Origin of the sequence: Vulcaniibacterium thermophilum (genome assembly GCF_007923255.1) — a bacterium.
Classification (GTDB): Bacteria; Pseudomonadota; Gammaproteobacteria; order Xanthomonadales; family Xanthomonadaceae; genus Lysobacter_F; species Lysobacter_F thermophilum.
In genome coordinates this window covers 17,331-41,017 of record NZ_VOHJ01000024.1, presented here as the reverse complement: position 1 = coordinate 41,017, position 23,687 = coordinate 17,331, and the positions used below count along the sequence as shown (strand labels likewise).

26 protein-coding genes are annotated in these 23,687 nt (G+C 72.2%); 20 read left to right on the top strand and 6 right to left on the bottom strand.

The window, feature by feature from the left end:
• Nucleotides 1–122 precede the first annotated feature (122 nt).
• Nucleotides 123–1,091 (bottom strand): LysR family transcriptional regulator, encoded by a 969-nt coding sequence (locus tag FQY64_RS10485; RefSeq protein WP_146474212.1) that lies wholly within the window; start codon nucleotides 1,089–1,091, stop codon nucleotides 123–125.
• Between the two features lie 186 nt (nucleotides 1,092–1,277).
• Here FQY64_RS10485 and cysG point away from each other — a divergent pair, with 186 nt between their 5' ends.
• From cysG to murU, 3 genes are all read left to right on the top strand, one after another.
• The gene (gene cysG / locus FQY64_RS10480; RefSeq protein WP_146474211.1) at nucleotides 1,278–2,693 is read left to right on the top strand and encodes a siroheme synthase CysG; all 1,416 of its coding nucleotides are present in this window, start codon (nucleotides 1,278–1,280) and stop codon (nucleotides 2,691–2,693) included.
• Nucleotides 2,694–2,776: 83 nt separating this feature from the next.
• Complete coding sequence (locus tag FQY64_RS10475) at nucleotides 2,777–3,784, top strand: aminoglycoside phosphotransferase family protein (RefSeq protein WP_146474210.1); 1,008 nt, start codon at nucleotides 2,777–2,779, stop codon at nucleotides 3,782–3,784.
• Nucleotides 3,781–4,491: an N-acetylmuramate alpha-1-phosphate uridylyltransferase MurU gene (gene murU / locus FQY64_RS10470; RefSeq protein ID WP_146474209.1), complete on the top strand. Its 711-nt coding sequence runs from the start codon at nucleotides 3,781–3,783 to the stop codon at nucleotides 4,489–4,491. Before FQY64_RS10475 ends, murU begins: the two co-directional genes overlap by 4 nt.
• A gap of 118 nt (nucleotides 4,492–4,609) precedes the next feature.
• On the opposite strand, the gene hda is transcribed toward murU, so the two are convergent.
• Genes hda through FQY64_RS10455 form a run of 3 tightly spaced genes read right to left on the bottom strand, consistent with a single transcriptional unit; the run spans nucleotide 4,610 to nucleotide 7,595 of the window.
• The gene (hda, locus tag FQY64_RS10465) at nucleotides 4,610–5,287 is read right to left on the bottom strand and encodes a DnaA regulatory inactivator Hda (protein ID WP_146474219.1); all 678 of its coding nucleotides are present in this window, start codon (nucleotides 5,285–5,287) and stop codon (nucleotides 4,610–4,612) included.
• A gap of 52 nt (nucleotides 5,288–5,339) precedes the next feature.
• Entirely contained in the window at nucleotides 5,340–6,482 is a 1,143-nt protein-coding gene (locus tag FQY64_RS10460) for an AI-2E family transporter (RefSeq protein WP_146474208.1), read from the bottom strand.
• 18 nt (nucleotides 6,483–6,500) lie between these two features.
• On the bottom strand, nucleotides 6,501–7,595 hold the full coding sequence (locus FQY64_RS10455) for a DUF2066 domain-containing protein (RefSeq protein ID WP_146474207.1): 1,095 nt from the start codon (nucleotides 7,593–7,595) through the stop codon (nucleotides 6,501–6,503).
• A gap of 122 nt (nucleotides 7,596–7,717) precedes the next feature.
• Between FQY64_RS10455 and purM the strand changes: the two genes are divergently transcribed.
• Genes purM through FQY64_RS10430 form a run of 5 tightly spaced genes read left to right on the top strand, consistent with a single transcriptional unit; the run spans nucleotide 7,718 to nucleotide 11,419 of the window.
• Nucleotides 7,718–8,746: a phosphoribosylformylglycinamidine cyclo-ligase gene (purM, locus tag FQY64_RS10450; RefSeq protein WP_146474206.1), complete on the top strand. Its 1,029-nt coding sequence runs from the start codon at nucleotides 7,718–7,720 to the stop codon at nucleotides 8,744–8,746.
• A 4-nt stretch (nucleotides 8,747–8,750) separates the two neighbouring features.
• Nucleotides 8,751–9,377 (top strand): DUF2238 domain-containing protein, encoded by a 627-nt coding sequence (locus FQY64_RS10445; protein WP_146474205.1) that lies wholly within the window; start codon nucleotides 8,751–8,753, stop codon nucleotides 9,375–9,377.
• On the top strand, nucleotides 9,370–10,041 hold the full coding sequence (gene purN, locus FQY64_RS10440; protein WP_146474204.1) for a phosphoribosylglycinamide formyltransferase: 672 nt from the start codon (nucleotides 9,370–9,372) through the stop codon (nucleotides 10,039–10,041). Before FQY64_RS10445 ends, purN begins: the two co-directional genes overlap by 8 nt.
• On the top strand, nucleotides 10,029–10,742 hold the full coding sequence (locus FQY64_RS10435) for a DUF3108 domain-containing protein (RefSeq protein WP_146474203.1): 714 nt from the start codon (nucleotides 10,029–10,031) through the stop codon (nucleotides 10,740–10,742). Before purN ends, FQY64_RS10435 begins: the two co-directional genes overlap by 13 nt.
• Nucleotides 10,742–11,419, top strand: a complete 678-nt coding sequence (locus FQY64_RS10430) for a DUF3108 domain-containing protein (protein WP_146474202.1) — start codon at nucleotides 10,742–10,744, stop codon at nucleotides 11,417–11,419. Before FQY64_RS10435 ends, FQY64_RS10430 begins: the two co-directional genes overlap by 1 nt.
• Nucleotides 11,420–12,057: 638 nt before the next feature.
• Here FQY64_RS10430 and murA read toward each other — a convergent pair.
• Complete coding sequence (gene murA / locus FQY64_RS10425) at nucleotides 12,058–13,311, bottom strand: UDP-N-acetylglucosamine 1-carboxyvinyltransferase (protein WP_146474201.1); 1,254 nt, start codon at nucleotides 13,309–13,311, stop codon at nucleotides 12,058–12,060.
• A 63-nt stretch (nucleotides 13,312–13,374) separates the two neighbouring features.
• Nucleotides 13,375–13,632: a BolA family protein gene (locus FQY64_RS10420; protein WP_146474218.1), complete on the bottom strand. Its 258-nt coding sequence runs from the start codon at nucleotides 13,630–13,632 to the stop codon at nucleotides 13,375–13,377.
• A 147-nt stretch (nucleotides 13,633–13,779) separates the two neighbouring features.
• Between FQY64_RS10420 and FQY64_RS10415 the strand changes: the two genes are divergently transcribed.
• The 12 genes from FQY64_RS10415 (at nucleotide 13,780) to ptsP (ending at nucleotide 23,627) form a co-directional block, all read left to right on the top strand.
• A complete protein-coding gene (locus FQY64_RS10415) occupies nucleotides 13,780–14,778 on the top strand; it encodes a KpsF/GutQ family sugar-phosphate isomerase (protein ID WP_146474200.1) in 999 nt (332 codons plus the stop codon).
• A gap of 71 nt (nucleotides 14,779–14,849) precedes the next feature.
• Complete coding sequence (locus tag FQY64_RS10410) at nucleotides 14,850–15,413, top strand: KdsC family phosphatase (protein WP_146474199.1); 564 nt, start codon at nucleotides 14,850–14,852, stop codon at nucleotides 15,411–15,413.
• The gene (lptC, locus tag FQY64_RS10405) at nucleotides 15,410–15,976 is read left to right on the top strand and encodes an LPS export ABC transporter periplasmic protein LptC (protein WP_146474198.1); all 567 of its coding nucleotides are present in this window, start codon (nucleotides 15,410–15,412) and stop codon (nucleotides 15,974–15,976) included. Before FQY64_RS10410 ends, lptC begins: the two co-directional genes overlap by 4 nt.
• A complete protein-coding gene (gene lptA, locus FQY64_RS10400) occupies nucleotides 15,957–16,463 on the top strand; it encodes a lipopolysaccharide transport periplasmic protein LptA (protein ID WP_146474197.1) in 507 nt (168 codons plus the stop codon). The genes lptC and lptA overlap by 20 nt, the downstream gene beginning before the upstream one ends.
• Nucleotides 16,463–17,182 carry an LPS export ABC transporter ATP-binding protein gene (gene lptB / locus FQY64_RS10395; protein ID WP_146474196.1) on the top strand — a complete coding sequence of 240 codons (720 nt, stop codon included), beginning with the start codon at nucleotides 16,463–16,465 and terminating at the stop codon, nucleotides 17,180–17,182. The genes lptA and lptB overlap by 1 nt, the downstream gene beginning before the upstream one ends.
• Nucleotides 17,183–17,245: 63 nt before the next feature.
• Complete coding sequence (locus tag FQY64_RS10390) at nucleotides 17,246–18,661, top strand: RNA polymerase factor sigma-54 (protein ID WP_146474195.1); 1,416 nt, start codon at nucleotides 17,246–17,248, stop codon at nucleotides 18,659–18,661.
• A gap of 175 nt (nucleotides 18,662–18,836) precedes the next feature.
• Complete coding sequence (gene hpf / locus FQY64_RS10385; protein ID WP_146474194.1) at nucleotides 18,837–19,160, top strand: ribosome hibernation-promoting factor, HPF/YfiA family; 324 nt, start codon at nucleotides 18,837–18,839, stop codon at nucleotides 19,158–19,160.
• A gap of 46 nt (nucleotides 19,161–19,206) precedes the next feature.
• Nucleotides 19,207–20,154, top strand: a complete 948-nt coding sequence (hprK, locus tag FQY64_RS10380) for an HPr(Ser) kinase/phosphatase (RefSeq protein WP_146474193.1) — start codon at nucleotides 19,207–19,209, stop codon at nucleotides 20,152–20,154.
• 17 nt (nucleotides 20,155–20,171) lie between these two features.
• On the top strand, nucleotides 20,172–21,041 hold the full coding sequence (rapZ, locus tag FQY64_RS10375) for an RNase adapter RapZ (RefSeq protein WP_146474217.1): 870 nt from the start codon (nucleotides 20,172–20,174) through the stop codon (nucleotides 21,039–21,041).
• Between the two features lie 173 nt (nucleotides 21,042–21,214).
• Nucleotides 21,215–21,607, top strand: a complete 393-nt coding sequence (locus FQY64_RS10370; RefSeq protein ID WP_146474192.1) for a PTS sugar transporter subunit IIA — start codon at nucleotides 21,215–21,217, stop codon at nucleotides 21,605–21,607.
• 9 nt (nucleotides 21,608–21,616) lie between these two features.
• Nucleotides 21,617–21,886 (top strand): HPr family phosphocarrier protein, encoded by a 270-nt coding sequence (locus FQY64_RS10365; protein ID WP_146474191.1) that lies wholly within the window; start codon nucleotides 21,617–21,619, stop codon nucleotides 21,884–21,886.
• Between the two features lie 19 nt (nucleotides 21,887–21,905).
• Nucleotides 21,906–23,627, top strand: a complete 1,722-nt coding sequence (gene ptsP / locus FQY64_RS10360) for a phosphoenolpyruvate--protein phosphotransferase (RefSeq protein ID WP_146474190.1) — start codon at nucleotides 21,906–21,908, stop codon at nucleotides 23,625–23,627.
• Nucleotides 23,628–23,687 lie beyond the last annotated feature (60 nt).

Here is a 23,687-nt window from a genome sequence, read left to right as displayed (position 1 = left end):
CCCTTCGCGGTCAGGCGCGCATTCTTGTGCATGGTTGTTCCCCTCGCGGATGGGAGCTGGGTGTTTGGCGACATCAGCTTCGCCCTCCGGTCAGAGGGGAACAACCTCTTGAAACATCACAGCTAGCGCCGCAGGCCCCACCGCGGCGCTTCGGGCCAGGTCGGCTCGGCGTGGCCGGCGGCGGCGCGGCGCAGGTCGTGGCGGTCGAGCTGCGGGGCCAGCGCCAGCAGCAGGTCGAGCGTGTAGTCGCGCAGCACCCGTTCGCGCGGCAGCACCGCCCAGCTCACGCATTCGGGCAGCGACTCCGGCGCCGGCAGCGCCACCAGCGTCTCGTCGTCGTCGCGGATCGCCATCTCCGCCAGCACGCCCACGCCGAGGCCGGTGCGCACGTAGGTGCGGATCAGGTCGGCGTCGCGCGCGGTCATGGCGATGCGCGGTTCGACGCCCTCGGCGGCGAACGCGCGGCGCAGCGACGAATCCGGCCGCACCGACGATTCGTAGCTCACCAGCGGCCAGGCGCCGAGCTGCGCCAGCGTCGGCGCCTGCGCGCGCGTCGCCAGCGCATGCCCGCGCGGCACCAGCACCACGCGCCGCCAGCGAAACAGCGGCACCGCCAGGCCGCCGGCCGGCACGTCGCCGCTGGTGCTGATCAGGGCCAGATCGGCATCGCCGCGCGTGAGCGCCTCCAGCACGTCGGCCTCGGCGCTCGGCTGCAGGTGCACGCTCACCTCGGGATAGGCGCGGCGCACCGCGGCGACCGCGGGCGGCAGCACGAACCGCGCCTGGGTGTGGGTGGTGGCGATCAGCAGCCGGCCGTGCGCGTCGCGGCGGTGATTGGCGGCGTAGGCGCGGATGTTGGCGGCCTCGGCGAGCAGGCGGCGCGCGTGCGCGAGCACGTCGGCGCCGGCCGGCGTCAGTCCTTCCAGGCTGCGGCCGCGGCGCACGAACAGCAGGAACCCGAGCTCGTCCTCGAGCTGCTTGAGCTGCTTGGACAGGCCGGGCTGCGTGGCGTGCACGCGCTCGGCGGCCTGGGTGATGTTGAAACCGGCGTCGGCGATGGCGACGAAGTAGCGGAGCTGGGTCAGGGTCATAGGCGTGGGGGCGGCGGCGGCGTGGGCGGAAGCTGGCGACGGCTCACGCGCGGACAGCGCAGCGGACGGGTCATGACGGGCTCCGGAACGTTCATGCGGAAAGCGGCATGAGGCCACATCCCACGCTCATTTCCGAGCGCACGCGCGCAACGCTAGGGTGGGCTTCGACGCAACGATGCCGCGCCCATGACCGCTCCGCTGTTTCCGCTGTTCGTCGATCTGCGCGGCCGCCGCGTGCTGGTGGTGGGCGGCGGCGCGGTGGCGCGGCGCAAGGTGGAGGCGCTGCGCGAGGCCGGCGCGCGCGTGCGCGTGGGCGCGCCGGCGCTGGAACCGACGCTCGCGGCGTGGGCGGCGCAGGGCGCGATCGAGCATGCACCCGGACGCTTCGCGCCGTCGTGGCTGGACGGCGCGTGGCTGGTGATCGCCGCGACCGACTCGCCAGCGATCAACCGCGCGGTCGCCGCGGCGGCCGAGGCCCGCCGCCTCTGGGTCAACGTGGTGGACGACGTCGACATCTCCGCCTTCCACGTGCCGGCGCGCGTGCGCCGCGGGCCGTTGCAGGTCGCCGTCTCCAGCGGCGGCGCCGCGCCGATGCTGGCGCGCGCGCTGCGCGAGCGGCTGGAACGCGAGCTCGACCCCACGCTCGGCGAGCTGGCCGCACTGCTCGCGCGCCACCGCGCGCGCTTGCGTGCGGCGTTTCCGGACACCCGCGCACGCCGGCGCTTCCTCGATGCGCTGCTCGCGGGCGAGCTGCCGCAGTTGCTGGCGCGCGGCGACCGCGACGGCGCCGAGCGCGCGTTCGATGCGGCCATCGCGCGGGCGAAGCCGGAGCGTCGCGGCCATGTCGCGCTGGTGGGCGCCGGGCCCGGCGATCCGGGCCTGCTGACGCTGCGCGCGCTGCGCCTGCTGAACCGGGCCGACGTGATCCTGCACGACCGGCTGGCCAGCGCCGAAGTGCTGGCGCTGGCGCGTCGCGACGCCGAGCGCATCGAGGTCGGCAAGCAGGCCGGTCGCCACCACGTCCCCCAGGCCCGCATCCATGCGCTGATGCTGGAGCACGCGCGTGCCGGCCGCTTCGTGGTGCGGCTGAAGGGGGGCGACCCGTTCGTGTTCGGCCGCGGCGGCGAGGAGTTGGAGTTCCTGCGTGCGCACGGGGTGTCCTACGAGGTCGTGCCCGGCATCACCGCGGCGCTCGCGTGCGCCGCGTACGCGGGCATCCCGCTCACCCACCGCGGGCACGCGCAGTCGGTGCGATTGGTGACCGCGCACTGCCAGGCCGCGGACACGCTGGACTGGGCGACGCTGGCGGCCGGACGGCAGACGCTGGCGTTCTACATGGGCGTGGCCGAGTTGCCGCGCATTCGCGAGCGGCTGATCGCGCACGGGCGCGCGCCGGACACGCCCGCCGCCCTGGTGGAGAACGGCTCGCACCCGACCCAGCGCGTCGTGCTGGGCACGCTCGATGCGTTGCCAACCTTGGCGCGGGCGCATGGCGTCGGCTCGCCCGCGCTGCTGTTCGTCGGCGAAGTGGCGGCGCTGGCGGCCGACCTGCACTGGTTCGGCGCCCCGCCGCTGCGCGAGCCGCTGCACGCCGCCGCGTGAGGGGCGGCGGCGGGCGTCGCACGTTTCCGCCGCCCGCGCCGAGCCGCTACGCTGTGCGCCTTCACCGACCGCGCCCGCTCCGCATGCCCGCCGAAACCGCTTCTTCCGACGCGCGCGCCGAGGCGCGCCTGACCTGGGCCCGCCGCGCCACCGGCGCCATGCAGTTGCAGCTCGAACGCGCCTCCGCCGATGCCGGTTTCCGCAGCTACTGGCGCGGCACCGGCGCCGCGCAGCCGGTGATCGTGATGGATTCGCCGCCGGACAAGGAGGACGTGCGCCCCTGGCTGCGCATCCGCGAATTGCTGCTGGGCGGCGGCGTGCGCGTGCCGCGCGTGCTGGCGCAGGACGTCGAGGCCGGCTTCCTGCTGCTGGAGGATCTCGGCACGCGGACCTACCTGCACGTGCTCGACGAGCGCAACGCCGACGCGCTGCTGGATGCCGCCGTCGGCCAGTTGCTGAAGCTGCAGACGATCGCCTGTCCCGCCGACCTGCCCGCCTACGACGAGGCGCTGCTGGCGCGCGAGCTGCGCCTGTTCGACGAGTGGTTCCTCGGCCGCCATCTCGGACTGTCGCTCGACTGCGAGGCGCAGGAGACGCTCGATCTCGTCTATCGCCGCCTGATCGACGCCGCGCTGGCGCAGCCGCGCGTGCTGGTGCACCGCGACTTCATGCCGCGCAACCTGATGCCGGCCGACGACGGCCCCGCCGTGCTCGACTTCCAGGACGCGGTCTGCGGCCCGCTCGCCTACGACCCGATCTGCCTGTTCAAGGATGCGTTCCTGAGCTGGCCCGAAGCGCGCGTGGACGAATGGCTCGACCGCTACCACGCCCGCGCGCAGGCGGCCGGCCTGCCGGTGCCGGAGCGCGCGCGCTTCCGCCGCGACGCCGACTGGATCGGCGTGCAGCGCCACCTGAAGGTGATCGGCATCTTCGCGCGGCTGTGCCATCGCGACGGCAAGCCGAAGTACCTGACCGACGTGCCGCGCTTCTTCGCCTACCTCGAGGCGGTGCTGCCGCGCTATTCCGAACTGGCGCCGCTGGCTGCGCTGATCGAGCGCCGCGTGCGCCCGGCGATGGCCGCCATCGCATGAAGGCGCTGGTGTTCGCCGCCGGCCTCGGCGAGCGCATGCGGCCGCTCACCGAGCGCACGCCCAAGCCGTTGCTCGAGGCCGGCGGCAAGCCGCTGATCGTCTGGCATCTGGAGAAGCTGGCCGCGCTCGGCGTGCGCGAGGTGGTCATCAACACCTCGTGGCTGGCCGAGCAGTTCCCGGCCGCGCTCGGCGATGGCCGCCGCTGGGGCCTGCGCCTGCATTTCCTGCACGAAGGCCCGGTGCCGCTGGAGACCGGCGGCGGCATGCACAACGCGCTGCCGCTGCTGGGCGATGCGCCCTTCCTCGCGGTCAACGGCGACATCTGGACCGATCACGATTTCGCCCGCCTGCCGTGCGAGCCGCGCGGCGAAGCGCACCTGGTGCTGGTCGACAATCCCGACCACCACCCGCGCGGCGATTTCGCCCTCGACGGCCACGGCCGCGTGCATGCCGACGGCGAAGCGCGCCTGACCTTCGCCGGCATCGGCGTCTACCGCCCGGACCTGTTGCGCGACTGGCGCACGGTGATCGGCGACGCGCCGGGCGCGGACGAAACGCCGCCGCGCTTCAAGCTCGCCCCGCTGCTCACTGCCGCGATGGCGCGCGGCGCGGTGAGCGGCGAGCACCATCGCGGCCGCTGGACCGACGTCGGCACCCCGGAACGGCTGGCGGCGCTGGATCGCGCGTTGCGCGCGGAGATGGCCTGACGCCGGCGGGCGCAGGGCCATCAGCCACGGATTTCCACGGATACACACGGATCGAAACCTTGGCGGCTGCCGCGACCCGAACGCCCGCCGAGCACCCCGATCGCGGCTGAAGCCGCGCTTACAGGCCGAGCGTCTGCCGCAGGAACGGCACGGTGATGCGGCGCTGCGCGGCGAGCGAGGCGCGGTCGAGGCGGTCGAGCAGCGCGGTGAGGCTGCCGAGGTCGCGTTCCACGCGGCGCAGCAGCCAGTCGAGCGCGGCCTCCTCCAGCACCAGCCCGCGCCGCTGCGCGCGCTGGCGCAGCACCTCGCGGCGGCCGGCCTCGTCCAGCGGCGCAAGCGGAATCCGCACGCACTGCCCCAGCCGCGAGCGCAGATCGGGCAGCGTCAGGCCGAGCGCCTCGGGGATGTCGCGCGCGGCGTACAGCACCGTCGTCCCGGCCGCGCGCGCGCGGTTGTGGGCGTCGAACAGCGCCACTTCGTCCTCGCGCTGGCCGGCGATCGCCTCGATGCCGTCGAGGGCGAGCAGATCGTGCCCCTCGAGCGCGGCCAGCGCGTGCGCCAGCCGGCCGCGCGCCACCGCCAGCGGCAGATAGGCCGCGCGCCGCCCCGCCGCTTCCGCCTCGGCGCAGGCGGCCAGCAGCACGTGCGTCTTGCCGGTGCCGGCGGGTCCGGTCAGGTAGAGCCAGTCGCCGCGCTGGCCGCGTGCGGCGGCGCGCACCAGCGCGGCGGCGCCGGGCGGCGGCGCCACCCAGGTCTCCAGCCGCTGATCGGGCGGAAACCGCAGCGCCAGCGGCATCTGCGGGGAGGCGCGCAGGCTCGGGTCGTCTCCGGAACGCGACACGGTCGGCTCAGCGGTCGTCGCCCGGCGCGTCGTCGTGGCCGGTGTAGATCTGCGGCGCCGGCTGCGGGCCGGTGTAGAGCAGGCTGTGGGTGTAGCGCTCCTCCAGATAGCGCAGCAGCACGTTCACCACCGCCGCCACCGGCAGAGCCAGCAGCATGCCGAGGAAGCCGAACAGGTGCCCGCCGGCCAGCACGGCGAAGATCACCGCCATCGGATGCAGGCCGATGCGGTCGCCGACCAGCTTCGGCGTGAGCCAGTAGCTCTCGATGATCTGGCCGATGCCGAACACCACGCCGACGCCGGCCAGATGCTGCCAGTCGCCGTACTGCACCAGCGCCGCGATCGCGCCCAGCACGATCCCGCTGGCCGGACCGAGGTACGGAATGAAGGTGAGCAGACCGGCGATCAGCCCGATCAGCAGGCCGAGGTCCAGCCCCACCAGCCACAGACCGGCGCCGTAGAACACGCCGAGGATGATCATCACCAGGAACTGGCCGCGCAGGAAACCGCTGAGCACCTCGCTCGATTCGCGCGCCAGCCGCGTGACCGCGTCGATGTGGCTGCGCGGCACCAGCGAGGCGACCCGCGCCACCAGCGCGTCCCAGTCGCGCAGGAAGAAGAACGTCAGCACCGGAATCAGCACCAGGTTCGCCAGCCACCCCAGCAAGGCGAAGCCCGAGCGCGAGACGTACCCGAGCACCGTGGCCGCGATGCCGCCGGCGCGCTCCCAGTGCTCGCGCACCAGCTCGATCAGCCGGTTGAGGTCGAGCCAACTGGTGAGCTCCAGCCCGGTGCGCGCCTCCACCCAGGGCAGCGCGGTGCGGACGAACCAGTCCCGGTAGCTCGGCAGCGAGTCGACCAGCGTCACCACCTGCCGCTCGATCATCGGCACCAGCAGCACCAGCACCAGAGCCATCGCCAGGATCATCACCGAGAACACCAGCGCCACCGCGGTGTTGCGCGAGCGGCCGGCGCGTTCGAGCCGGTCCACCAGCGGATCGCCCAGCCAGCCGAGCAGCGCCGACAGCGCGAACGGCGTCAGCACCGGCGTCAGCAGCCACAGCAGCCAGATCACCGCCAGCGCCACCAGCGTCCACTGCAGGCGGCGCAGGAAGGTCGCGATCTCGCGCAGGGAAGCGCTTGCGTCCATGTCGGGCTCCGGAAGCGGTCAGCGCACGCGGTAGGTCGGGACGCCGCCGGTCGCCCCGGCGGGGTCGGCGGGGTCGAGCGCTTCGATCACGCCGTCGTCGTCGACCGCGCGGCGGAAGCCCGGCAGGCCGCTGACCAGCTCCAGTTCGAGCTCCAGCGCCTCCGGCGTGGCGCGCAGCGGGGCGATGCGGCGGACCACGGCCAGCTTCTGCAGATAGGCCGACAGCCGCATGTAGTCTTCCGCGCTCTGCAGGCCGGTGAAGCGGATGCGGTAGACCCCCGGCTCGCCGATCGCGCCGCGCTTGGCGTACCGCTTGACCAGCGCGTCGGCGGCGCCGTCGGCGCCGGCCGCCATCGCCTGGCGCGCGTCGGGCTTGCTCACCTTCCAGCGGTTCAGCACCTTGCCGTTGTCGACGAAGATCCACTCGCCGGTCCAGCCGCCCTGATCGCGGTAGAGCTTGCCGATCAGTTGCATGGGCGGGCTGTAGCGGGCGGACACGCGCGCCACCGCCGCGGTGTCGCCGCGCCAGATCGCGCCCACCAGCGCCTGCTCGGCGGCGTTGCCGGCCGGCAGGCCGAGCTTGTAGCCGCGCTCGACCGCGCGATCCAGCGCCGCGCGCGCCGCATTCACCTGCCCCAGCCCGACCAGCCGCGGACCGCGGCCGTCGTCGATCGCCAGCCACAGCACCGGCTTGGGCCGCGGCTGCGGCCAGATCGGCAGGCCCAGCACGGCCGCCACCTCGTCCACCTTCTCCTGGTCGTAGCGGATCACCAGCGTGGTGCGGAAGGTCGGCGCGCCGCTCGGGGAGCGCCCCTGGTCCTGGCGGTAGTCGTAGCCTTCGACGTACTCGCGGGCGCGGCGCAGTTCCTGGCCGACGCCGGGGCGCGAGTTCACCGCCGGATCGCCCGACAGCTTGGCCAGCACCTGCGCCAGCCCGCGCGCGAAGGCGGTGTTGCGCTCGCCCTCGCCCTGGCCGTTGACCGCGATCTCCGCCGCGTACGGCCCTTCGGCGCGCGCCCGTTCGCCCTCCACGCGCTGGGCGAACGCGGCGCCCGCGGTCAGGCACAGGAACAGGAGGGACAGCAGCGGAAGTGCGCGCAAGGCCCGGGGCATCGTCGTTCCGAACGGGAAAACCGCCCGGAATGGTGCCGCAGCGGGCCGGGCCCGTCCATTCGGCCCCGGCCGCGGCGGGCGCGCTTGGTAGAATCGCCGCCTTCGCCGCACCTGGCCTGGCAATGACCACTCCGCTCACCTACCGCGATGCCGGCGTCGACATCGACGCGGGCAACGAAGTCGTCGAACGCATCAAACCGCTGGTGAAGCGCAGCTTCCGGCCCGAGGTGATGGGCGGCCTCGGCGGCTTCGGCGCCCTGTTCGACCTGTCCGGCAAGTACAAGGAGCCGGTGCTGGTGTCCGGCACCGACGGGGTCGGCACCAAGCTCAAGCTGGCCCAGCAACTGAACCGCCACGACACCATCGGCATCGACCTGGTGGCGATGTGCGTCAACGACGTGCTGGTGCAGGGCGCCGAGCCGCTGTTCTTCCTCGACTACTTCGCCACCGGCAAGCTCGACGTCGACACCACGGTCGCCGTGGTCGGCGGCATCGCGCGCGGCTGCGAGCTGTCCGGCTGCGCGCTGATCGGCGGCGAGACCGCCGAGATGCCCGACATGTACCCGCCGGGCGAGTACGACCTCGCGGGCTTCTGCGTGGCGGCGGTGGAGAAATCGAAGCTGCTCGACGGCTCGAAAGTGCGGAACGGCGACGTGCTGCTCGGCATCGCCTCCAGCGGGCCGCATTCCAACGGCTATTCGCTGATCCGCAGGATCTACGACCGCGCCGGCCGCCCGGCCGAGCTCGACCTCGGCGGCGTGCGGCTGATCGACGCGCTGATGGAACCGACCCGGCTGTACGTGAAGCCGGTGCTGGAACTGCTCGGCCGCCACGACATCCACGCGATGGCGCACATCACCGGCGGCGGCCTGAGCGAGAACATCATCCGTGTGATCCCGGAAGGCCTCGGCCTCGACATCGACGCCACCACGCTCGCGCTGCCGCCGGTGTTCGACTGGCTGCAGCGCGAGGGCAACGTGCCGATGGCGGAGATGTGGCGCACGTTCAACTGCGGCGTCGGCTTCGTGCTGGTGCTGGCGCCGGGCGACGTGCCGGCGGTGTCCGCCGATCTCGAACGCCTCGGCCTGCCGCATCGCGCGATCGGCCAGGTGGTGGCCGCCGGCGACGGCGAGCGGGTGCGGATCGGCTGAGGCCATGACGCTTCGCCGCGCGCAGCGGGTGACGCTGGCGCTGACGCTCGCCGTGTTCGCGGCCACCTGGTGGCGGCCGCTGTGGCCGCTCGAACAGGCGCTGCACGGTTCGCTGGCCGTGGTCGGCCTGTCGTGGCTGGGGGCGCACGCGCGGCGCTGGCCCACCCGCGATTCCGACTTCGCGCTGGTGTGCGCGTTCATCGCCATCCATTCGATCGGCGCGCGCTGGCTGTACTCCAACGTGCCCTACGACGCCTGGTTCCAGGCCTTGTTCGACTGGTCGCCGACGAGCGCGTTCGGCTGGCGGCGCAACCACTTCGACCGCTTCATCCACATCCTCTACGGCCTGACCTTCATGCCCCTGCTCTGCCACCACCTGCGCCAGCGCTGGCCGTTGAACGCGCGCCAGGCGTTCGCGCTCGCGGTGCTGCTGATCATGGCCAGCGGGCTGGTCTACGAATGGGCCGAATGGGGCGTGGCGTTGGCGCTCTCGCCGGAACAGGCGGAGGCCTACAACGGCCAGCAGGGCGACATCTGGGACGCGCACAAGGACATGCTGCTGGCGGCGCTCGGCGCGCTGGCGCTGTGGCCGTGGCTGGGCCGCGAACGCCAGGAGGCGCGCGATGGCTGAACTGCGCATCGCCGTGCTCGCCTCCGGACGCGGCAGCAACCTGCAGGCGATCCTCGATGCGATCGCGCACGGCACGCTGCCGGCGCGCGTGGTCGGGGTGTTCTCCGACCGGCCGGCGGCGGCCGCGCTCGAGCGCGCGCGCGCGGCCGGCGTGCCGGCGTGGGCCGCTTCGCCGCGCGAGCACCCCACGCGGATCGCGTTCGATCGTGCGCTGTTCGATGCCGTCGATGCGGCGCGGCCGGATCTGGTGGTCTGCGCGGGCTACATGCGCCTGCTCGGCGAAGCGGTGGTGACGCCGCGCGCCGGACGCCTCATCAACATCCATCCCTCGCTGCTGCCGGCATTCAAGGGACTGCACACGCACCGGCAGGCGCTCGCCGCCGGCGTGTCCGAGCACGGCGCCAGCGTGCACTTCGTCACCGCGGAGCTGGACGGCGGACCGGTGATCGCGCAGGCGCGCGTGCCGGTCCTGCCGGGCGACGACGAGGCCGCGCTCGCGGCGCGCGTGCTCGCGCGCGAGCATCCCCTCCTGATCCAGACGCTGAACTGGATCGCAGCCGGGCGTGTGCGTTTCCACGATCGGACCGTATATGTGGACGGCGCGCCGCTGACCCGGCCGCTTCGCCTCGGACAGGACGACCTGCTTTCGCCATGCCCCGCCTGATCGCTCTCGCCGCCCTGCTCGTGCTGCTCGCGCCGGTCACCGCGCTCGCCGGTGCGCTGGAACCGTTCGTGGCGCACTACCAGGTGTTCCGCGGCGGGCGCGAGCTGGGCCAAGCCACGCTGCGCCTCACGCGGACCGACGCTGCGCGCTGGCGGGTCGATCTGGTCATGGACGGCAAGGGGCTGATCGGCCTGGCCGGCCTGCGTGCCGAGCAGAGCACCGTGTTCGACGCGATCGACGGCCGCTATGTCCCGGTCTCGCAGAGCACGGTGCGGCGCATGCTGTTCTCGCGCCGGCAGACCGTCGGCGTGTACGACTGGGCCCGCGGCATCGCGCGCTGGAGCGGCGACGTGAAGAAGACGCGAACGCGCCCGATCCCGCTCCGACCGGGCGACATGAGCGGCCTGCTCATCAATCTGGCAGTCATCCGCGACGCCGCGCCGGGCGCTACCCTGCGCTACCGCTTCGTCGACGACGGCCGCGTGCGCGACCACGAGTACGCGGTCGCCGTCGAACCGGAAGCGGTCGCCGCGGGCGATCTCGAGTTCAGCGCGCTGCGCGTGGACCGGGTGCGCGCTGGCGGCGATGACACCACGATCTGGGTCGCGCAGGGCGTGCCCACGCCGATCCGCATCCTGCAGCGCGAGGATGGCGAGGACAGCTACGACCTGCGCCTGATCGAATACACGGGAGCCCCCTGATGCGCACACGCCGATTCACCGCCCTGGTCGCCCTGCTCGCGCTCTGCCTGCTGGCCGCCCCGGCCTGGGCGCTGAAGCCGTTCACCGCCGACTACACCGCGCACTACATGGGCATGCAGGCCAGCGGTCGCATGACCCTCGCCCCGGAGGAGGGCAACCGCTGGCGCTATACGCTGAGCGTGCGCAACGCCCTGGCGGATCTGAGCCAGAGCACCGTGTTCGAGGAGCGCGACGGCCAGTGGCGACCGCTGTCGGGAAGCGACAACAACCAGGTGCTGGTGAAGAAATCGCGCAAGAACGCCAGCTACGACTGGGAGCGCGGCGTCGCCACCTGGAGCGGCGACGTCAAGGCCGACCGTGCCGGACCGATCAAGCTGCAGCCCGGCGATCTCGATGCGCTGCTGATCAACCTCGCGCTCGTGCGCGACGTCGCCGCCGGCAAGCCGCTTCGCTACCGCATGGTGGAGGACGGCCGCGTCAAGCACATGACCTACAGCGTCGCCGGACACGAGACCGTGCAGGTCAACGGCAAGGCCATGCGCGCGACCAAGGTCGTGAACCAGGACGGCAACAAGCAGATCACCGCGTGGATCGTCGAGGGCCTGCCGGTCCCCGCGCGCATCGTGCAGAAGCGCAAGGACGAGACGCTGGAGCTGCAGGTCAGGCAGGTGCGGTGAGGCGGGAAATCGGGAATCGGGAATCGGGAATCGGGAATCGGGAATCGGGAATCGGGAAGGCTAAGGCCGTAGGGCGGGCCTTGGCCCGCCGCTTGCGCGGACGCGCGACGCCGCCACACACGCGCGATGGCGGGTCGCCCCTACGCCTCGCACTCCTCCCCCTGCCTCGCGGCAGTAGGGCGGGCCTTGGCCCGCCGCTTGCGCGGACGCGCGACGCCGCCACACACGCGCGATGGCGGGTCGCCCCTACGCCTCGCACTCCTCCCCCTGCCTCGCGGCAGTAGGGCGGGCCTTGGCCCGCCGTTGCGCGGACGCGCGATGCAGTCACGCACGCGTTGCCCCCCTAGGCCTCGCACTCCTCCCCCTGCTTTGCAGGGGGAGGTTGGGAGGGGGTGAAGCAGTCACCGTCGCCACGCATCGGCGCCTGGCTTCCCCCGGAAGACGGCTCGTGACCGCGTGACCCCGCCCCTTCGCCCCGGCGCACGCCGGGGACCAAGGTGCTTTTCACCGATCGCTGCAGAGGCGATGGATCCCGGCCCGGCCATCCCGGGGCTTGCCGACGGGCGCCGGGCACGACGAACGCGACCGCCGACGGCGAAGCCAACCGTTCCGCCGTCGTCACCACGCGCCCGACGGGCTCACCCCACGCGGCGGATCTGCGCGCCCAGCGCCGACAGCTTCGCTTCGATGTTCTCGTAGCCGCGGTCGAGGTGGTAGATGCGGTCGATCAGCGTCTCGCCGTCGGCCACCAGACCGGCGAGGATCAGCGAGGCCGAGGCGCGCAGGTCGGTCGCCATCACCGGCGCGCCGCTGAGCTGCGGCACGCCGCGCACCACCGCCATGTGGCCGTCGATGCGGATGTCGGCGCCGAGTCGCTGCAGCTCCAGCACGTGCATGAAGCGGTTCTCGAAGATGGTCTCGTTGATCACGCCCACGCCGTCGGCGATCGCGTCCATCGCCATGAACTGCGCCTGCATGTCGGTCGGGAACGCCGGATAGGGCGCGGTCACCAGGTTCACCGCGCGCGGCCGGCGGCCCTGCATGTCGAGCGTGATGCGGTCGTCCTCGACGGCGATGTCCGCGCCCGCCTCGCGCAGCTTGTCGAGCACCGCATCGAGCGTGTCCGCGCGCGTGCGGTGCGCGGTGATGCGGCCGCCGGTCATCGCCGCGGCGACCAGGAAGGTGCCGGTCTCGATCCGGTCCGGCAGCACGCTATGACGCGCCGCATGCAGGGCATCGACGCCATGCACGGTGATGCGCGAGGTGCCCGCGCCCTCGATGCGCGCGCCCATCGCGTTGAGGCAGTCGGCCAGATCGACCACCTCCGGCTCCATCGCCGCGTTCTCCAGCAGCGTGGTGCCTTCGGCGAGCACCGCCGCCATCAGCACGTTCTCGGTGCCGGTGACGGTGACCATGTCGAACACGTAGCGCGCGCCCTTCAGCCGCTCGGCGCGGGCCTTGATGTAGCCGTGCTCGACCACGACCTCGGCGCCCAGCGCCTGCAGGCCCTTGATGTGCTGGTCGACCGGCCGCGAACCGATCGCGCAGCCGCCCGGCAGCGAGACCTCGGCGTGCCCGTAGCGGGCGAGCAGCGGGCCCAGCACCAGCACCGAGGCGCGCATCGTCTTGACCAGTTCGTACGGCGCGACCTGGCTGTGCACCGTGGTCGGATCGACCGTGACATGGCCGTTCTCGAACGCCACCTGCGCGCCGAGCTCGCGCAGCAGCTTGATCGTCGTCAACACGTCGTGCAGGCGCGGAACGTTGTCGATCGCCACCGGCGCGTCGGCCAGCAAGGTCGCGCACAGGATCGGCAGCACCGCGTTCTTGGCGCCGGAAATGGTGACGTCGCCGTGCAGGGGGCGGCCGCCTTCGACGAGGATCTTCTGCATGGTCGGGAATCGGGATCGGGATGGAGAAGCGAAAGAACGGCGTTGGGTGAACCGGCGTGATCGTCAGCGATTGCCGATTCCCGATTCCCGCTCCGCTGCTTCCTCCGGCGTCAGCGTCTTCAGCGACAGCGCGTGGATCGCCCCGCCCATCAGCTCGCCGAGGGTGGCGTAGACCAGACGGTGGCGCGCCAGCGGCAACTTGCCGCGGAAAGCCTCGCTGATCACCACGGCGTCGAAGTGCACGCCGTCGTCGCCGCGCACGTCCACGCGCGCGCCGGGCAGGCCTTGTTCGATCAGGGAGCGGATGGTTTCGGCGTTCAAGTGCGGCGGCTCGACTGACGGGACGGTGACCGCGCCGGCGGCGGCCACGGAGGGCGCGGCGCGAAGCCGCTAGAATTGCCGGCTAGCCTAACGGAAAGCCCCTCGGCCCGGAATGGCCGACCGCCCGCTCCGGCCGCACGAGACCCCATGGACGCCCGCCCCCTGCCCGACCTGTCCGACGCCGCCCTCGCCGCCAGCGGCCGACGCGTGTTCGAGATCGAACGCGACGCGCTCGCCGCCGTCGCCGCCCGCATCGACGGCGCGTTCACCGCCGCCTGCCGGCTGATCCTGGAAGCGCGCGGACGGGTGGTCTGCACCGGCATGGGCAAATCCGGCCACGTCGCGCGCAAGATCGCCGCGACGCTCGCCTCCACCGGCACGCCGGCGTTCTACATGCATCCGGGCGAGGCCGGCCACGGCGATCTCGGCATGGTCACCGACGCCGACATCGTGCTGGCGCTGTCCAATTCCGGCGAGAGCGACGAGGTGCTGATGCTGCTGCCGGTGCTGAAGCGCCAGGGCAACCGGCTGATCGCGATGACCGGGCGACCGGGCTCCACGCTGGCGCGCGAGGCCGACGTGCACCTCGACGTCACCGTGCCGGCCGAAGCCTGTCCGCTGGCGCTGGCGCCGACCGCCAGCACCACCGCCGCGCTGGCGATGGGCGATGCGCTGGCGGTGGCGCTGCTGGAGGCGCGCGGTTTCACCGCCGACGACTTCGCCCGCTCGCATCCGGCCGGCGCGCTCGGCCGCCGCCTGCTGCTGCACATCGCCGACGTCATGCATTCGGGCGATGCGGTGCCGCGCGTGAGGGCGGACGCCAGCGTCAGCGAGGCGCTGGTGGAGATGACCCGCAAGCGGCTCGGCATGACCGCGGTGGTCGACGACGACGGCCGCCTGCTCGGCCTGTACACCGACGGCGACCTGCGCCGCAGCCTCGACGACGAGAACCTCGACCTGCGCAACACGCGCATCGCCGAGGTGATGACGCGCGCGCCGAAGACCATCGGCGCCGACGCGCTGGCGGTGGAAGCGGCGCGGCTGATGGAGACGCACAAGATCAGCGGCCTGCTGGTGGTGGACGCCGAGCGCCGCGTGGTCGGCGCGCTGAACATCCACGATCTGCTGCGCGCGCGGGTGGTGTGAACGGCCTCGCCGTTCGGGCACCGTTCGCCGCGCGCCGGTCATGCTCACGACGACAACGACGGAAGCCCCTCGTGCTCAGCGACCATCTCGATCCCTGCCCCGACGACGTCCGCGAGCGCGCCCGCCGCGTGCGCCTGGCCTGCTTCGACGTCGACGGCACGCTGACCGACGGCCGGCTGTTCTTCGACGATGCCGGCCGCGAGCTGAAGGCGTTCCACGTCGCCGACGGCCAGGGCCTGGTGCTGTTGCGCCGCGCCGGACTGCGGGTGGCGTTCGTGACCGCGCGCGCGGGCGAGGTGGTCGCGCACCGCGCCGCCGAACTCGGCGTGCCCGCGCATGTCGGCGTGAAGGACAAGCTCGCCTGTGTGCGCGCGATCGCCGCCGAGGCCGGGCTGTCGCTCGACGAGGCCGCGTTCATGGGCGATGACCTGCCCGATCTGCGCGTGATGCGGCACGTCGCCTTCGCGGTCGCCCCCGCCAATGCGCACCCGTGGCTGCATCCGCACGCGCACTGGCGCACCCGCGCGCGCGGCGGCGAGGGCGCGGTGCGCGAGTTCTGCGACCTGCTGCTGACCGCGCAGGGCCACGCCGAACGGCTGCTGGCGGCGATCGCCGAGCCGGAGCCTTCGGCATGAACTGGCGCGCGCCGCTGTCGGTCGCGCTGCTGCTGGGCGCGCTGCTCAGCGGCTGGGCGGTGTGGCGCCAGCGCGACGTCGCGCCGGTCGCGCCGCGCGCGAACCTGCGTCCGGACTACGTGCTCAACGATTTCGAACTGGTGGTGCTCGACCGCCAGGGCAAGGAGGCGTTCACGCTGCGCGCGCCGCGGCTGGAACGCGACCCCGCGCGCAAGACCATGCAGATCGCCACGCCGGTGTTCACCCTGCCGCCGCGCGATCCGGCCCACACCCCATGGGTGGTGCGCGCCCGCGCCGGCTGGGTGTCGGCCGACGCCGACGAGCTGCGCCTGCGCGGCGAAGTGGTCGCCAGCAGCCGCGACGCGCAGGATCGTCCGCTGCGGATGGAAAGCGAGACGCTCAACGTCTTTCCCGAGCGCGACCGCGCCGATACCCGCAGCCAGGTCGTGCTCACCCAGCCGGGACTTATACTGACCGGCCGCCGCGGTGGCGAGGCCCGCCTCGACACCAAGCGCGTCACCCTCCACGACGTCACCGCCCGCTATGCACGCACTGCCCGCTAGCCTCACCGCGCTGCTGCTCGCCGCCTTCGCGGGCGACGCCCTCGCGCGTTCCTCGGACCGCAACCAGCCGATGGACCTGGACGCCAACCACACCGACTGCGCGGTCGGCAACGACCGCGGCCCCTGCCTGTTCAAGGGCAACGTCCGCATCGTGCAGGGCACCCTGCGCATCAGCGCGGCGACCGCCGACCTGCGGCGCGGCGGCGGCGACATCCAGAAGGTGTTCCTCACCGGCGCGCCCGTGCAGATGGAGCAGCAGCTCGACAACGGCGAACAGGTCAGCGCGCGCTCCTCGCGGGTGGAGTACGACCTGCAATCGGAGACCGTGGTGTTCATCGGCAACGCCACGCTCAGCAAGCCCGACGGCTCGGTCAGCGGCGAGCGCATCGTCTACAACATGGCCAGCGGCCAGATCCAGGCCGGCAGCGAGAACAGCCGGGTGAAGGTGCGCTTCCTGCCGAAGAACCGTCAGGCGAAGGCCGACTGATGCTGGTCGTCGAGGGTCTGCGCAAGGCGTACCGCGGCCGCCAGATCGTCCGCGATTTCGGTCTCACGCTCGATGCCGGCGAGGTGGTCGGCCTGCTCGGCCCCAACGGCGCCGGCAAGACCACCTGCTTCTACATGATCGTCGGGCTCGTGCCGGCGGATGCGGGCCGCATCGTGCTCGATGGCCGGGACATCACCGCGCAGCCGATGTACACCCGCGCGCGCCACGGCGTGGGCTATCTGCCGCAGGAACCGTCGGTGTTCCGCAAGCTGAGCGTGGCCGACAACCTGCGCCTGGTGCTGGAGCTGCGTCCGGACCTGGACCGCAAGAGCCGCGAGCGCGAACTCGAATCGCTGCTGGACGAACTGCAGGTCGCGCACGTCGCCGACCAGATCGGCGCCAGCCTCTCCGGCGGCGAGCGCCGGCGCGTGGAGATCGCGCGCGCGCTGGCCGCCAGGCCGCGGCTGATGCTGCTCGACGAGCCGTTCGCCGGCGTGGATCCGATCTCGGTGGGCGAGATCCAGCGCATCGTCGGGCATCTGAAGAACCGCGGCATCGGCGTGCTGATCACCGACCACAACGTGCGCGAGACCTTGGGCATCTGCGATCGCGCGTATATCCTCAGCGACGGCAGCGTGCTCGCTCAGGGGGCTCCGGACGCGCTGCTGGCCAACCCGGACGTCCGGCGCGTTTACCTCGGCGAAACTTTCCGCCTGTAATGCTGGGGCTTCCGGGACCCGTTCCCGCCCGCGCACGCGACGGCCAACGACGTCACGCGAAGCATGAAGCCCCGCCTGCAGACCACCCTCGGACAGCAGCTCGTGATGACGCCGCAACTGCGGCAGGCCATCCGTCTGCTGCAGTTGTCGGCGGTCGAACTGGAGGCGGAGCTGGTCGCGGCGGTGGAGAGCAACCCGCTGCTGGACTGGGCCGAATCCACGCTCGAGATGGACGCGCCGGCGTCCGCCGACGGCGCGGCATCCGGCGATGAGCCCGCCGCGGAAGCGGCCGCCGACGGCGAGGCCGACTGGGAACCCGAGGAGCCCTGGCAGGAGCGCGGCGGCCGCAGCGATTTCGAGGACACGCCGGCGGCCGAACAGGTCGCCGAAGCCGACACCCTGCAGGATCATCTGCTCTGGCAGTTGCACCTGAGCCGGCTGAGCGAGCGCGACCGCCAGATCGGCGTGGCGATCATCGAATCGCTGTCCGACGACGGTTATCTGCGCGAACCGCTGGAGACGATCGCCGCCACGCTCGGCGCGGCGTTCGCCGCGCAGCCGGAGGAGATCCTCACCGTCCTGCACCAGATCCAGCGCTTCGATCCGGTCGGCGTCGGCGCGCGCGACCTCGGCGAATGCCTGCGGTTGCAACTGGACACGCTTCCGGAAGACACGCCCGGGCGGGCGCTCGCCTACCGCCTCACCGACGGACTGCTCGAGCGCCTGCCGAAGATCGGCGCCGAGGGGGTGGCCAGCGAGCTGCAGGCCGGTCGCGACGAGGTCGAGGCGGCGGTCGGCCTGCTGCGCTCGCTCGATCCGCGGCCGGGCTCGCAGATCGGCCCGATCCGCAGCGACACCTATGTGGTGCCGGACGTGGTGATCTGGCGCCAGCATGGGCAATGGCGCTGCGCGCTCGCCGAGAACATGCGCCCGCGCGTCACCATCCATCGCGGCTACGAGAACCTGCTGCGCCACGCCAGCGGCAGCGACGCCAGCTACCTCAAGAGCCAGCTGCAGGAAGCGCGCTGGCTGCTGAAGAGCCTGGAAGCGCGCGGCGAGACGCTGCTGAAGGTGGTGCGCTGCCTGATCAAGGCGCAGGCCGGCTTCCTCGAGTTCGGCGACAGCGCGCTGCGGCCGCTGACGCTGCGCGAGGTGGCCGCCGAGATCGGCCTGCACGAGTCGACCGTCTCGCGCGCGATCGCGCGCAAGTACGCGCGCACGCCGCGCGGCACGCTGCCGCTGCGTGCGTTCTTCGCCTCCGGCGTGAGCAGCGAGACCGGCGGCGAACTGTCGAGCACCGCGATCCAGGCGATGATCCGCCGTCTCATCGAGACCGAGAACCCGCGCAAACCGCTGTCCGACGCGCGCCTGGCCGAACGCCTGAAGGCGACCGGCATTCCGGTCGCCCGCCGCACCGTCGCCAAGTACCGCGAGGCGATGAACATCCCGTCCTCGCAGGATCGGGTCCGCATGGGCTGAGGCGCGCGGCGCCCGCCGACGAACGGCGACGCCGCCGCCTGCGCGCCCGTGCCTTGCTGCGCGGGTTGCGTTGCCACTGTACGCCCCTATCTCTCCCGTAGGGCCTGGCCAGCGGCGGTTGCGCTTCCCGGCCGGCGTGCCATGCTTACATCCACTCGACGCGAAGGAGGTAGCGATGCGTATCGATATCCACGGCCAGCAGATCGAGATCACGGCTGCGCTGCGGCAGTACGTCGAAACCAAGATGCAGCGTCTGGAGCGCCATTTCGACCCGGCCTTCGACGTGCGCGTGACGCTCGCGGTCGAGAAGAACCGCCACCACGCCGAGGCCAACGTGAACATCGGCGGCCGCACCCTGCACGCCGACAGCGACGGGCAGGACATGTACGCGGCGATCGATCTGCTGACCGACAAGCTCGACCGCATGCTGGTCAAGCACAAGGAGAAGCTCGTCGATCACCATCGCGGAGAGAGCCTCGCGCGCAACAGCGTCGGCTGACGCCGCCCGCGCCCGCCGCCCGGCGGGCGCTTTCGCATCCACGCCCATGAACGCCAGCATCACCGCCGCCGACCTGTTCGAGCAGCAGCGCGAACGCCTGGGCCTGCGCTGGGTCGCCGGCCAGCGCGGCGCCGACCGTCTGCTGGAGGCGGTGGAAACCGTCGCCCGCCGGCCCTCGCTGGCCGGCTACCTCAACATCATCTACCCGAACAAGGTGCAGATCCTCGGCTCGGAGGAGCTGGCCTGGCTCGATGCGCTCGACTCGCGCCAGCGCTGGGAGACGATCGAGAAGATCATCCAGTTCCGCCCGCTGGCGCTGGTGATCAGCAAGAGCCAGTCCTGCCCCGAGGACCTGCGGCTGGCCGCGGAGGAAAGCGATACGCCGCTGTGGGTGTCGCCGCGGCGCGGGCACGAGCTGCTCAACCATCTGCAGTACCACCTGGCGCGCACGCTGGCGCCGCGGGTGACGCTGCACGGCGTGTTCATGGAGATCTACTCGATCGGCGTGCTGATCACCGGCGAGGCGGGATCCGGCAAGAGCGAACTGGCGCTGGAGCTGGTCACCCGCGGCCACCGCCTGGTCGCCGACGATGCGCCCGAGTTCACCCAGATCGCGCCGGACGTGCTCGACGGCACCTGCCCGGAACTGCTGCAGGATCTGCTCGAAGTGCGGGGCCTTGGCGTGCTCAACATCCGCCAGATGTTCGGCGACACCGCGGTGAAGCGGAACAAGTACCTGCGCCTGATCGTGCACCTGACGAGGCCTTCGCTGGAACCGCAGCCGCGCGGCCTGGAGCGCATCACCGGCGAGCTCGGCGTGCGTCGCGTGCTCGACCTCGACGTGCCGATGATCACCCTGCCGGTGATGCCCGGCCGCAACCTCGCCGTGCTCACCGAAGCGGCCACGCGCACCCATCTGCTGCGGGCGAAGGGCGTCGATCCGGCGGCGGCGTTCATGGCCCGGCACAGCCATTTCCTGGAGCGTTCGACATGAGCGCGCCGGCGGAGGCGATGCCGGCACCGCCGCTGGTGGTGGTGACCGGCATGTCGGGGTCGGGCAAGTCGGTCGCGCTGAACACCTTCGAGGATCTGGGCTACTACTGCGTCGACAACCTGCCGGCCGAGCTGCTGCCGCAGTTCGTGCAGGGCGTGCTGAGCGCCGAACAGGTGGCCGCGCCGAAGCTGGCGGTGGGCATCGACGTGCGCAACCGCTACAGCGATCTCAGCCACATCGCGGACTGGCTGTCGGCGGTCGGCCGGCTCGGCCCCGACCCGCGGCTGCTGTTCTTCGATGCGCGCGACGAGATGCTGATCCGCCGCTACGCCGACACCCGCCGGCGTCATCCGCTCAGCCAGCTCGGGCTGAGCCTGGCCGACGCGATCGCGCTGGAACGCCAGGTGCTGCGGCCGGTGCGGCAGATCGCCGATGCGGTGATCGACACCAGCGACCTCAACGTTCATCAGTTGCGGCGGCTGGTCATCACCGAATTCGGCATCGGCGGCAGCGCGCAGATGTCGCTGCTGTTCGAATCGTTCGCCTACCGTTACGGCGTTCCGGCGGACGCGGACTTCGTGTTCGATGCGCGCGGCCTGCCCAACCCGCACTGGGACAAGACGCTGCGTCCGCTGTCCGGCCGCGACGCGGCGGTGCGCGAGTTCCTGCAGGCGCAGCCGGACGTGAACCTGTTCGCCGACCAGATCGCCGCGTTCCTCGACACCTGGCTGCCGCGCATGCGCGCCGAGGGCAACCGCAGCTACGCGACCGTCGCGATCGGCTGCACCGGCGGCCGCCACCGCTCCGTGTACCTCGCCGAACGTCTCGCCGAGCACGCGCGGCAGCAGGGCTGGGAGGAAGTCGCGGTGCATCACCGGGAGCTGTAGGTCGCACGCGGAACGCAGCGCAAAGCGCCGCCGCATCCCCCGTTGCCGTTCCCGTTCCCCTCTTTCCCTGTTCCCTGTTCCCTGTTCCCTGTTCCCTGTTCCCTGTTCCCTGTTCCCTATCCCCCGCTCCCCTCCCCATCCCTCCCCCACCCGCCATTTGCTACCGTGCCCGCATGGCCGTCGGCATCCTGCTCATCACCCACGAAGGCGTCGGCACCGCGCTGGTGGCGGTCGCGCGCCGGCTGCTGCACACACTGCCGCTGCCGGTCGAGGCGCTCGAGGTTCCGTTCGACGGCGACCTCGAACAGCTCCTGCCGCACGCCAGCGCGGCGCTGCGCCGGGTCGACCGCGGCGAGGGGGTGCTGGTGCTGACCGATCTGTACGGCGCCACGCCGAGCAACCTCGCCGCGCGTCTGGCGCGGCTCGGCACGCCGGTGCGACGCGTGTCGGCGCTCAGCCTGCCGATGCTGCTGCGGGTGATGAACTACGCCGACCTTCCGCTGGACGAACTGCCGTCGGTCGCATCGATCGGCGCGCGCAACGGCGTCGTCCTGGACGATGCCTGAGGACACTGCATGATCGAACGCGACCTGACCGTGACCAACCGCCTCGGCCTGCACGCGCGCGCCACGGCCAAGCTGGTGCAGTTGCTGTCGCAGTACCGCAGCACGGTCACGCTCACCGCGAAGGGCCGCGAGATCAACGCCAAAAGCATCATGGGCGTGATGCTGCTCGCCGCAGGTCAGGGCACCCAGATCCGGCTGCGCGTGGAAGGCGAGGACGAGCAGGCGGCCGCCGACGCGGTCACGGCGCTGTTCGAGCGCCGCTTCGACGAGGATCAATGAACCGCGGAGTCGCCATCGGATGAGGCAGCGTTTCCAGGGCATCGGCGCCTCGCGCGGCAGCGCGCTCGGGCGCGCGCGCGTGCGCCGGGCGCACGCCCTGGAAGTGGCCGAGGAGCGCATCGCCGCCGAGGACGTCGAGCGCGAGATCGCGCGCCTGCACGAGGCCGCCGACAGCGTGCGGCGCGAGATGCGCACGCTGCGCGAGCGCCTGCACGGCGCGCTGGCGCACGAGGTCGGCGAGTTCCTCGACCTGCACGCGCTGCTGCTGGACGACCCCGATCTGCTGCAAGGACTGGACGAGCTGATCCGCGTCGGCCGCTACAGCGCCGATTACGCGCTGCGTCTGCAACGCGACCGCATCGCGGCGGTGTTCGAGTCGATGGACGACCCCTACTTCCGCAGTCGCGTGGAGGATATCGACCAGGTGATCGGCCGCCTGCACGCCGCGTTGCACCGCCACGACGCCGGACTCGACGGCGCCGCCGGCGAAATCGTGGTCGCCGAGAGCGTGGCGCCGGCCGAGCTGGCGAAGCTGCAGGCGCAGGGCGTGGTCGGCATCCTCACCTCCACCGGCAGCACGCTCTCGCACAGCGCGATCCTCGCCCGCAGCCTGCACCTGCCGCTGGTGGTGGGCGCCGAGGAGGCGGTGCAGCGCATCAACGACGGCGACGCGCTGATCATCGACGGCAGCAGCGGGCTGATCGTCGTCGAACCGGACGCCGACGATCTGCGCGCGCACCGCCAGCGCTGCGCCGAACTCAAACGCGAACGGCGCGCGCTGACGCGCCTTCGGCACGAACCGACGCGCACGCGCGACGGCATCGACGTCCGCCTCTACGCCAACGCCGAATCGCGCGAGGACGTGGCGAACGCGCACGCGCTCGGCGCGGCCGGCGTCGGGCTGTACCGCACCGAGTTCCTGTTCCTGCAGCGCCCGCAACTGCCGGACGAGGACGAACAGTTCCGCGCCTATCGCGACGTGGTGCTGGGCATGAGCGGACGCCCGGTCACGATCCGCACCCTCGACCTCGGCGCCGACAAGGCCGACGAAACCGGCCTGGCGCTGCGCGACGAACCCAATCCCGCCCTCGGCCTGCGCGGCGTGCGGCTGTCGCTGGCGCGCGGCGCGCTGTTCGACACCCAGTTGCGCGCGATCCTGCGCGCGTCCGCCTACGGTCCGGTGCGGATCCTGGTGCCGATGGTGGCCTGTGCGGAGGAGGTGCACGCGGTCAAGGCGCGCGTGGCGCGCGTGGCCGAAGCGCTGCGCGCGGAAGGCGAGGCGATCGCGCCGCACGTGCCGCTCGGAGTGATGATCGAGGTGCCGGCGGCCGCGCTCGCGTTGCCGGCCTTCGTCGACGAGGTGGATTTCCTCTCGCTCGGCACCAACGACCTGGTGCAGTACCTGCTGGCGGCCGACCGCAACAACGAGGCGCTGTCCGATCTCTACACGCCGCTGCACCCGGCGATCGTGCGGCTGCTGCACGGCGTGATCCGCCTCGCCCACCGGCGCGGCAAGCCGGTGCAGGTGTGCGGCGAGATGGCCGGCGAGCCGTTGTTCGCGCCGTTGCTGCTGACGCTGGGGCTGACCGAGTTCAGCCTGCATCCCGGCAGGCTGCTGGAAGTGCGCCGGCGCATTCGCGATCTGGACCTGGGCCGCCTGCGCCAGCGCCGGAACGCCCTGCTGCGCGGCCGCGACCGCGCCCAGCTCGAGGCCTGGCTCGCGGCCGCCGACGCCGCCTGATTCGCGTGGAGCGGGCGCGATGCACGTCGCGCCCGCACGTCCCGCAGGAGCGGCTTGAGC

Bases quoted from the DNA above. Each gene is read 5' to 3' on its own strand.
- FQY64_RS10485 (WP_146474212.1), bottom strand. From the start codon at position 1,091: ATGACCCTGACCCAGCTCCGCTACTTCGTCGCCATCGCCGACGCCGGT.
- cysG (WP_146474211.1), top strand. From the start codon at position 1,278: ATGACCGCTCCGCTGTTTCCGCTGTTCGTCGATCTGCGCGGCCGCCGC.
- FQY64_RS10475 (WP_146474210.1), top strand. From the start codon at position 2,777: ATGCCCGCCGAAACCGCTTCTTCCGACGCGCGCGCCGAGGCGCGCCTG.
- murU (WP_146474209.1), top strand. From the start codon at position 3,781: ATGAAGGCGCTGGTGTTCGCCGCCGGCCTCGGCGAGCGCATGCGGCCG.
- hda (WP_146474219.1), bottom strand. From the start codon at position 5,287: ATGCCGCTGGCGCTGCGGTTTCCGCCCGATCAGCGGCTGGAGACCTGG.
- FQY64_RS10460 (WP_146474208.1), bottom strand. From the start codon at position 6,482: ATGGACGCAAGCGCTTCCCTGCGCGAGATCGCGACCTTCCTGCGCCGC.
- FQY64_RS10455 (WP_146474207.1), bottom strand. From the start codon at position 7,595: ATGCCCCGGGCCTTGCGCGCACTTCCGCTGCTGTCCCTCCTGTTCCTG.
- purM (WP_146474206.1), top strand. From the start codon at position 7,718: ATGACCACTCCGCTCACCTACCGCGATGCCGGCGTCGACATCGACGCG.
- FQY64_RS10445 (WP_146474205.1), top strand. From the start codon at position 8,751: ATGACGCTTCGCCGCGCGCAGCGGGTGACGCTGGCGCTGACGCTCGCC.
- purN (WP_146474204.1), top strand. From the start codon at position 9,370: ATGGCTGAACTGCGCATCGCCGTGCTCGCCTCCGGACGCGGCAGCAAC.
- FQY64_RS10435 (WP_146474203.1), top strand. From the start codon at position 10,029: ATGCCCCGCCTGATCGCTCTCGCCGCCCTGCTCGTGCTGCTCGCGCCG.
- FQY64_RS10430 (WP_146474202.1), top strand. From the start codon at position 10,742: ATGCGCACACGCCGATTCACCGCCCTGGTCGCCCTGCTCGCGCTCTGC.
- murA (WP_146474201.1), bottom strand. From the start codon at position 13,311: ATGCAGAAGATCCTCGTCGAAGGCGGCCGCCCCCTGCACGGCGACGTC.
- FQY64_RS10415 (WP_146474200.1), top strand. From the start codon at position 13,780: ATGGACGCCCGCCCCCTGCCCGACCTGTCCGACGCCGCCCTCGCCGCC.
- lptC (WP_146474198.1), top strand. From the start codon at position 15,410: ATGAACTGGCGCGCGCCGCTGTCGGTCGCGCTGCTGCTGGGCGCGCTG.
- lptA (WP_146474197.1), top strand. From the start codon at position 15,957: ATGCACGCACTGCCCGCTAGCCTCACCGCGCTGCTGCTCGCCGCCTTC.
- lptB (WP_146474196.1), top strand. From the start codon at position 16,463: ATGCTGGTCGTCGAGGGTCTGCGCAAGGCGTACCGCGGCCGCCAGATC.
- FQY64_RS10390 (WP_146474195.1), top strand. From the start codon at position 17,246: ATGAAGCCCCGCCTGCAGACCACCCTCGGACAGCAGCTCGTGATGACG.
- hpf (WP_146474194.1), top strand. From the start codon at position 18,837: ATGCGTATCGATATCCACGGCCAGCAGATCGAGATCACGGCTGCGCTG.
- hprK (WP_146474193.1), top strand. From the start codon at position 19,207: ATGAACGCCAGCATCACCGCCGCCGACCTGTTCGAGCAGCAGCGCGAA.
- rapZ (WP_146474217.1), top strand. From the start codon at position 20,172: ATGCCGGCACCGCCGCTGGTGGTGGTGACCGGCATGTCGGGGTCGGGC.
- FQY64_RS10370 (WP_146474192.1), top strand. From the start codon at position 21,215: ATGGCCGTCGGCATCCTGCTCATCACCCACGAAGGCGTCGGCACCGCG.
- FQY64_RS10365 (WP_146474191.1), top strand. From the start codon at position 21,617: ATGATCGAACGCGACCTGACCGTGACCAACCGCCTCGGCCTGCACGCG.
- ptsP (WP_146474190.1), top strand. From the start codon at position 21,906: ATGAGGCAGCGTTTCCAGGGCATCGGCGCCTCGCGCGGCAGCGCGCTC.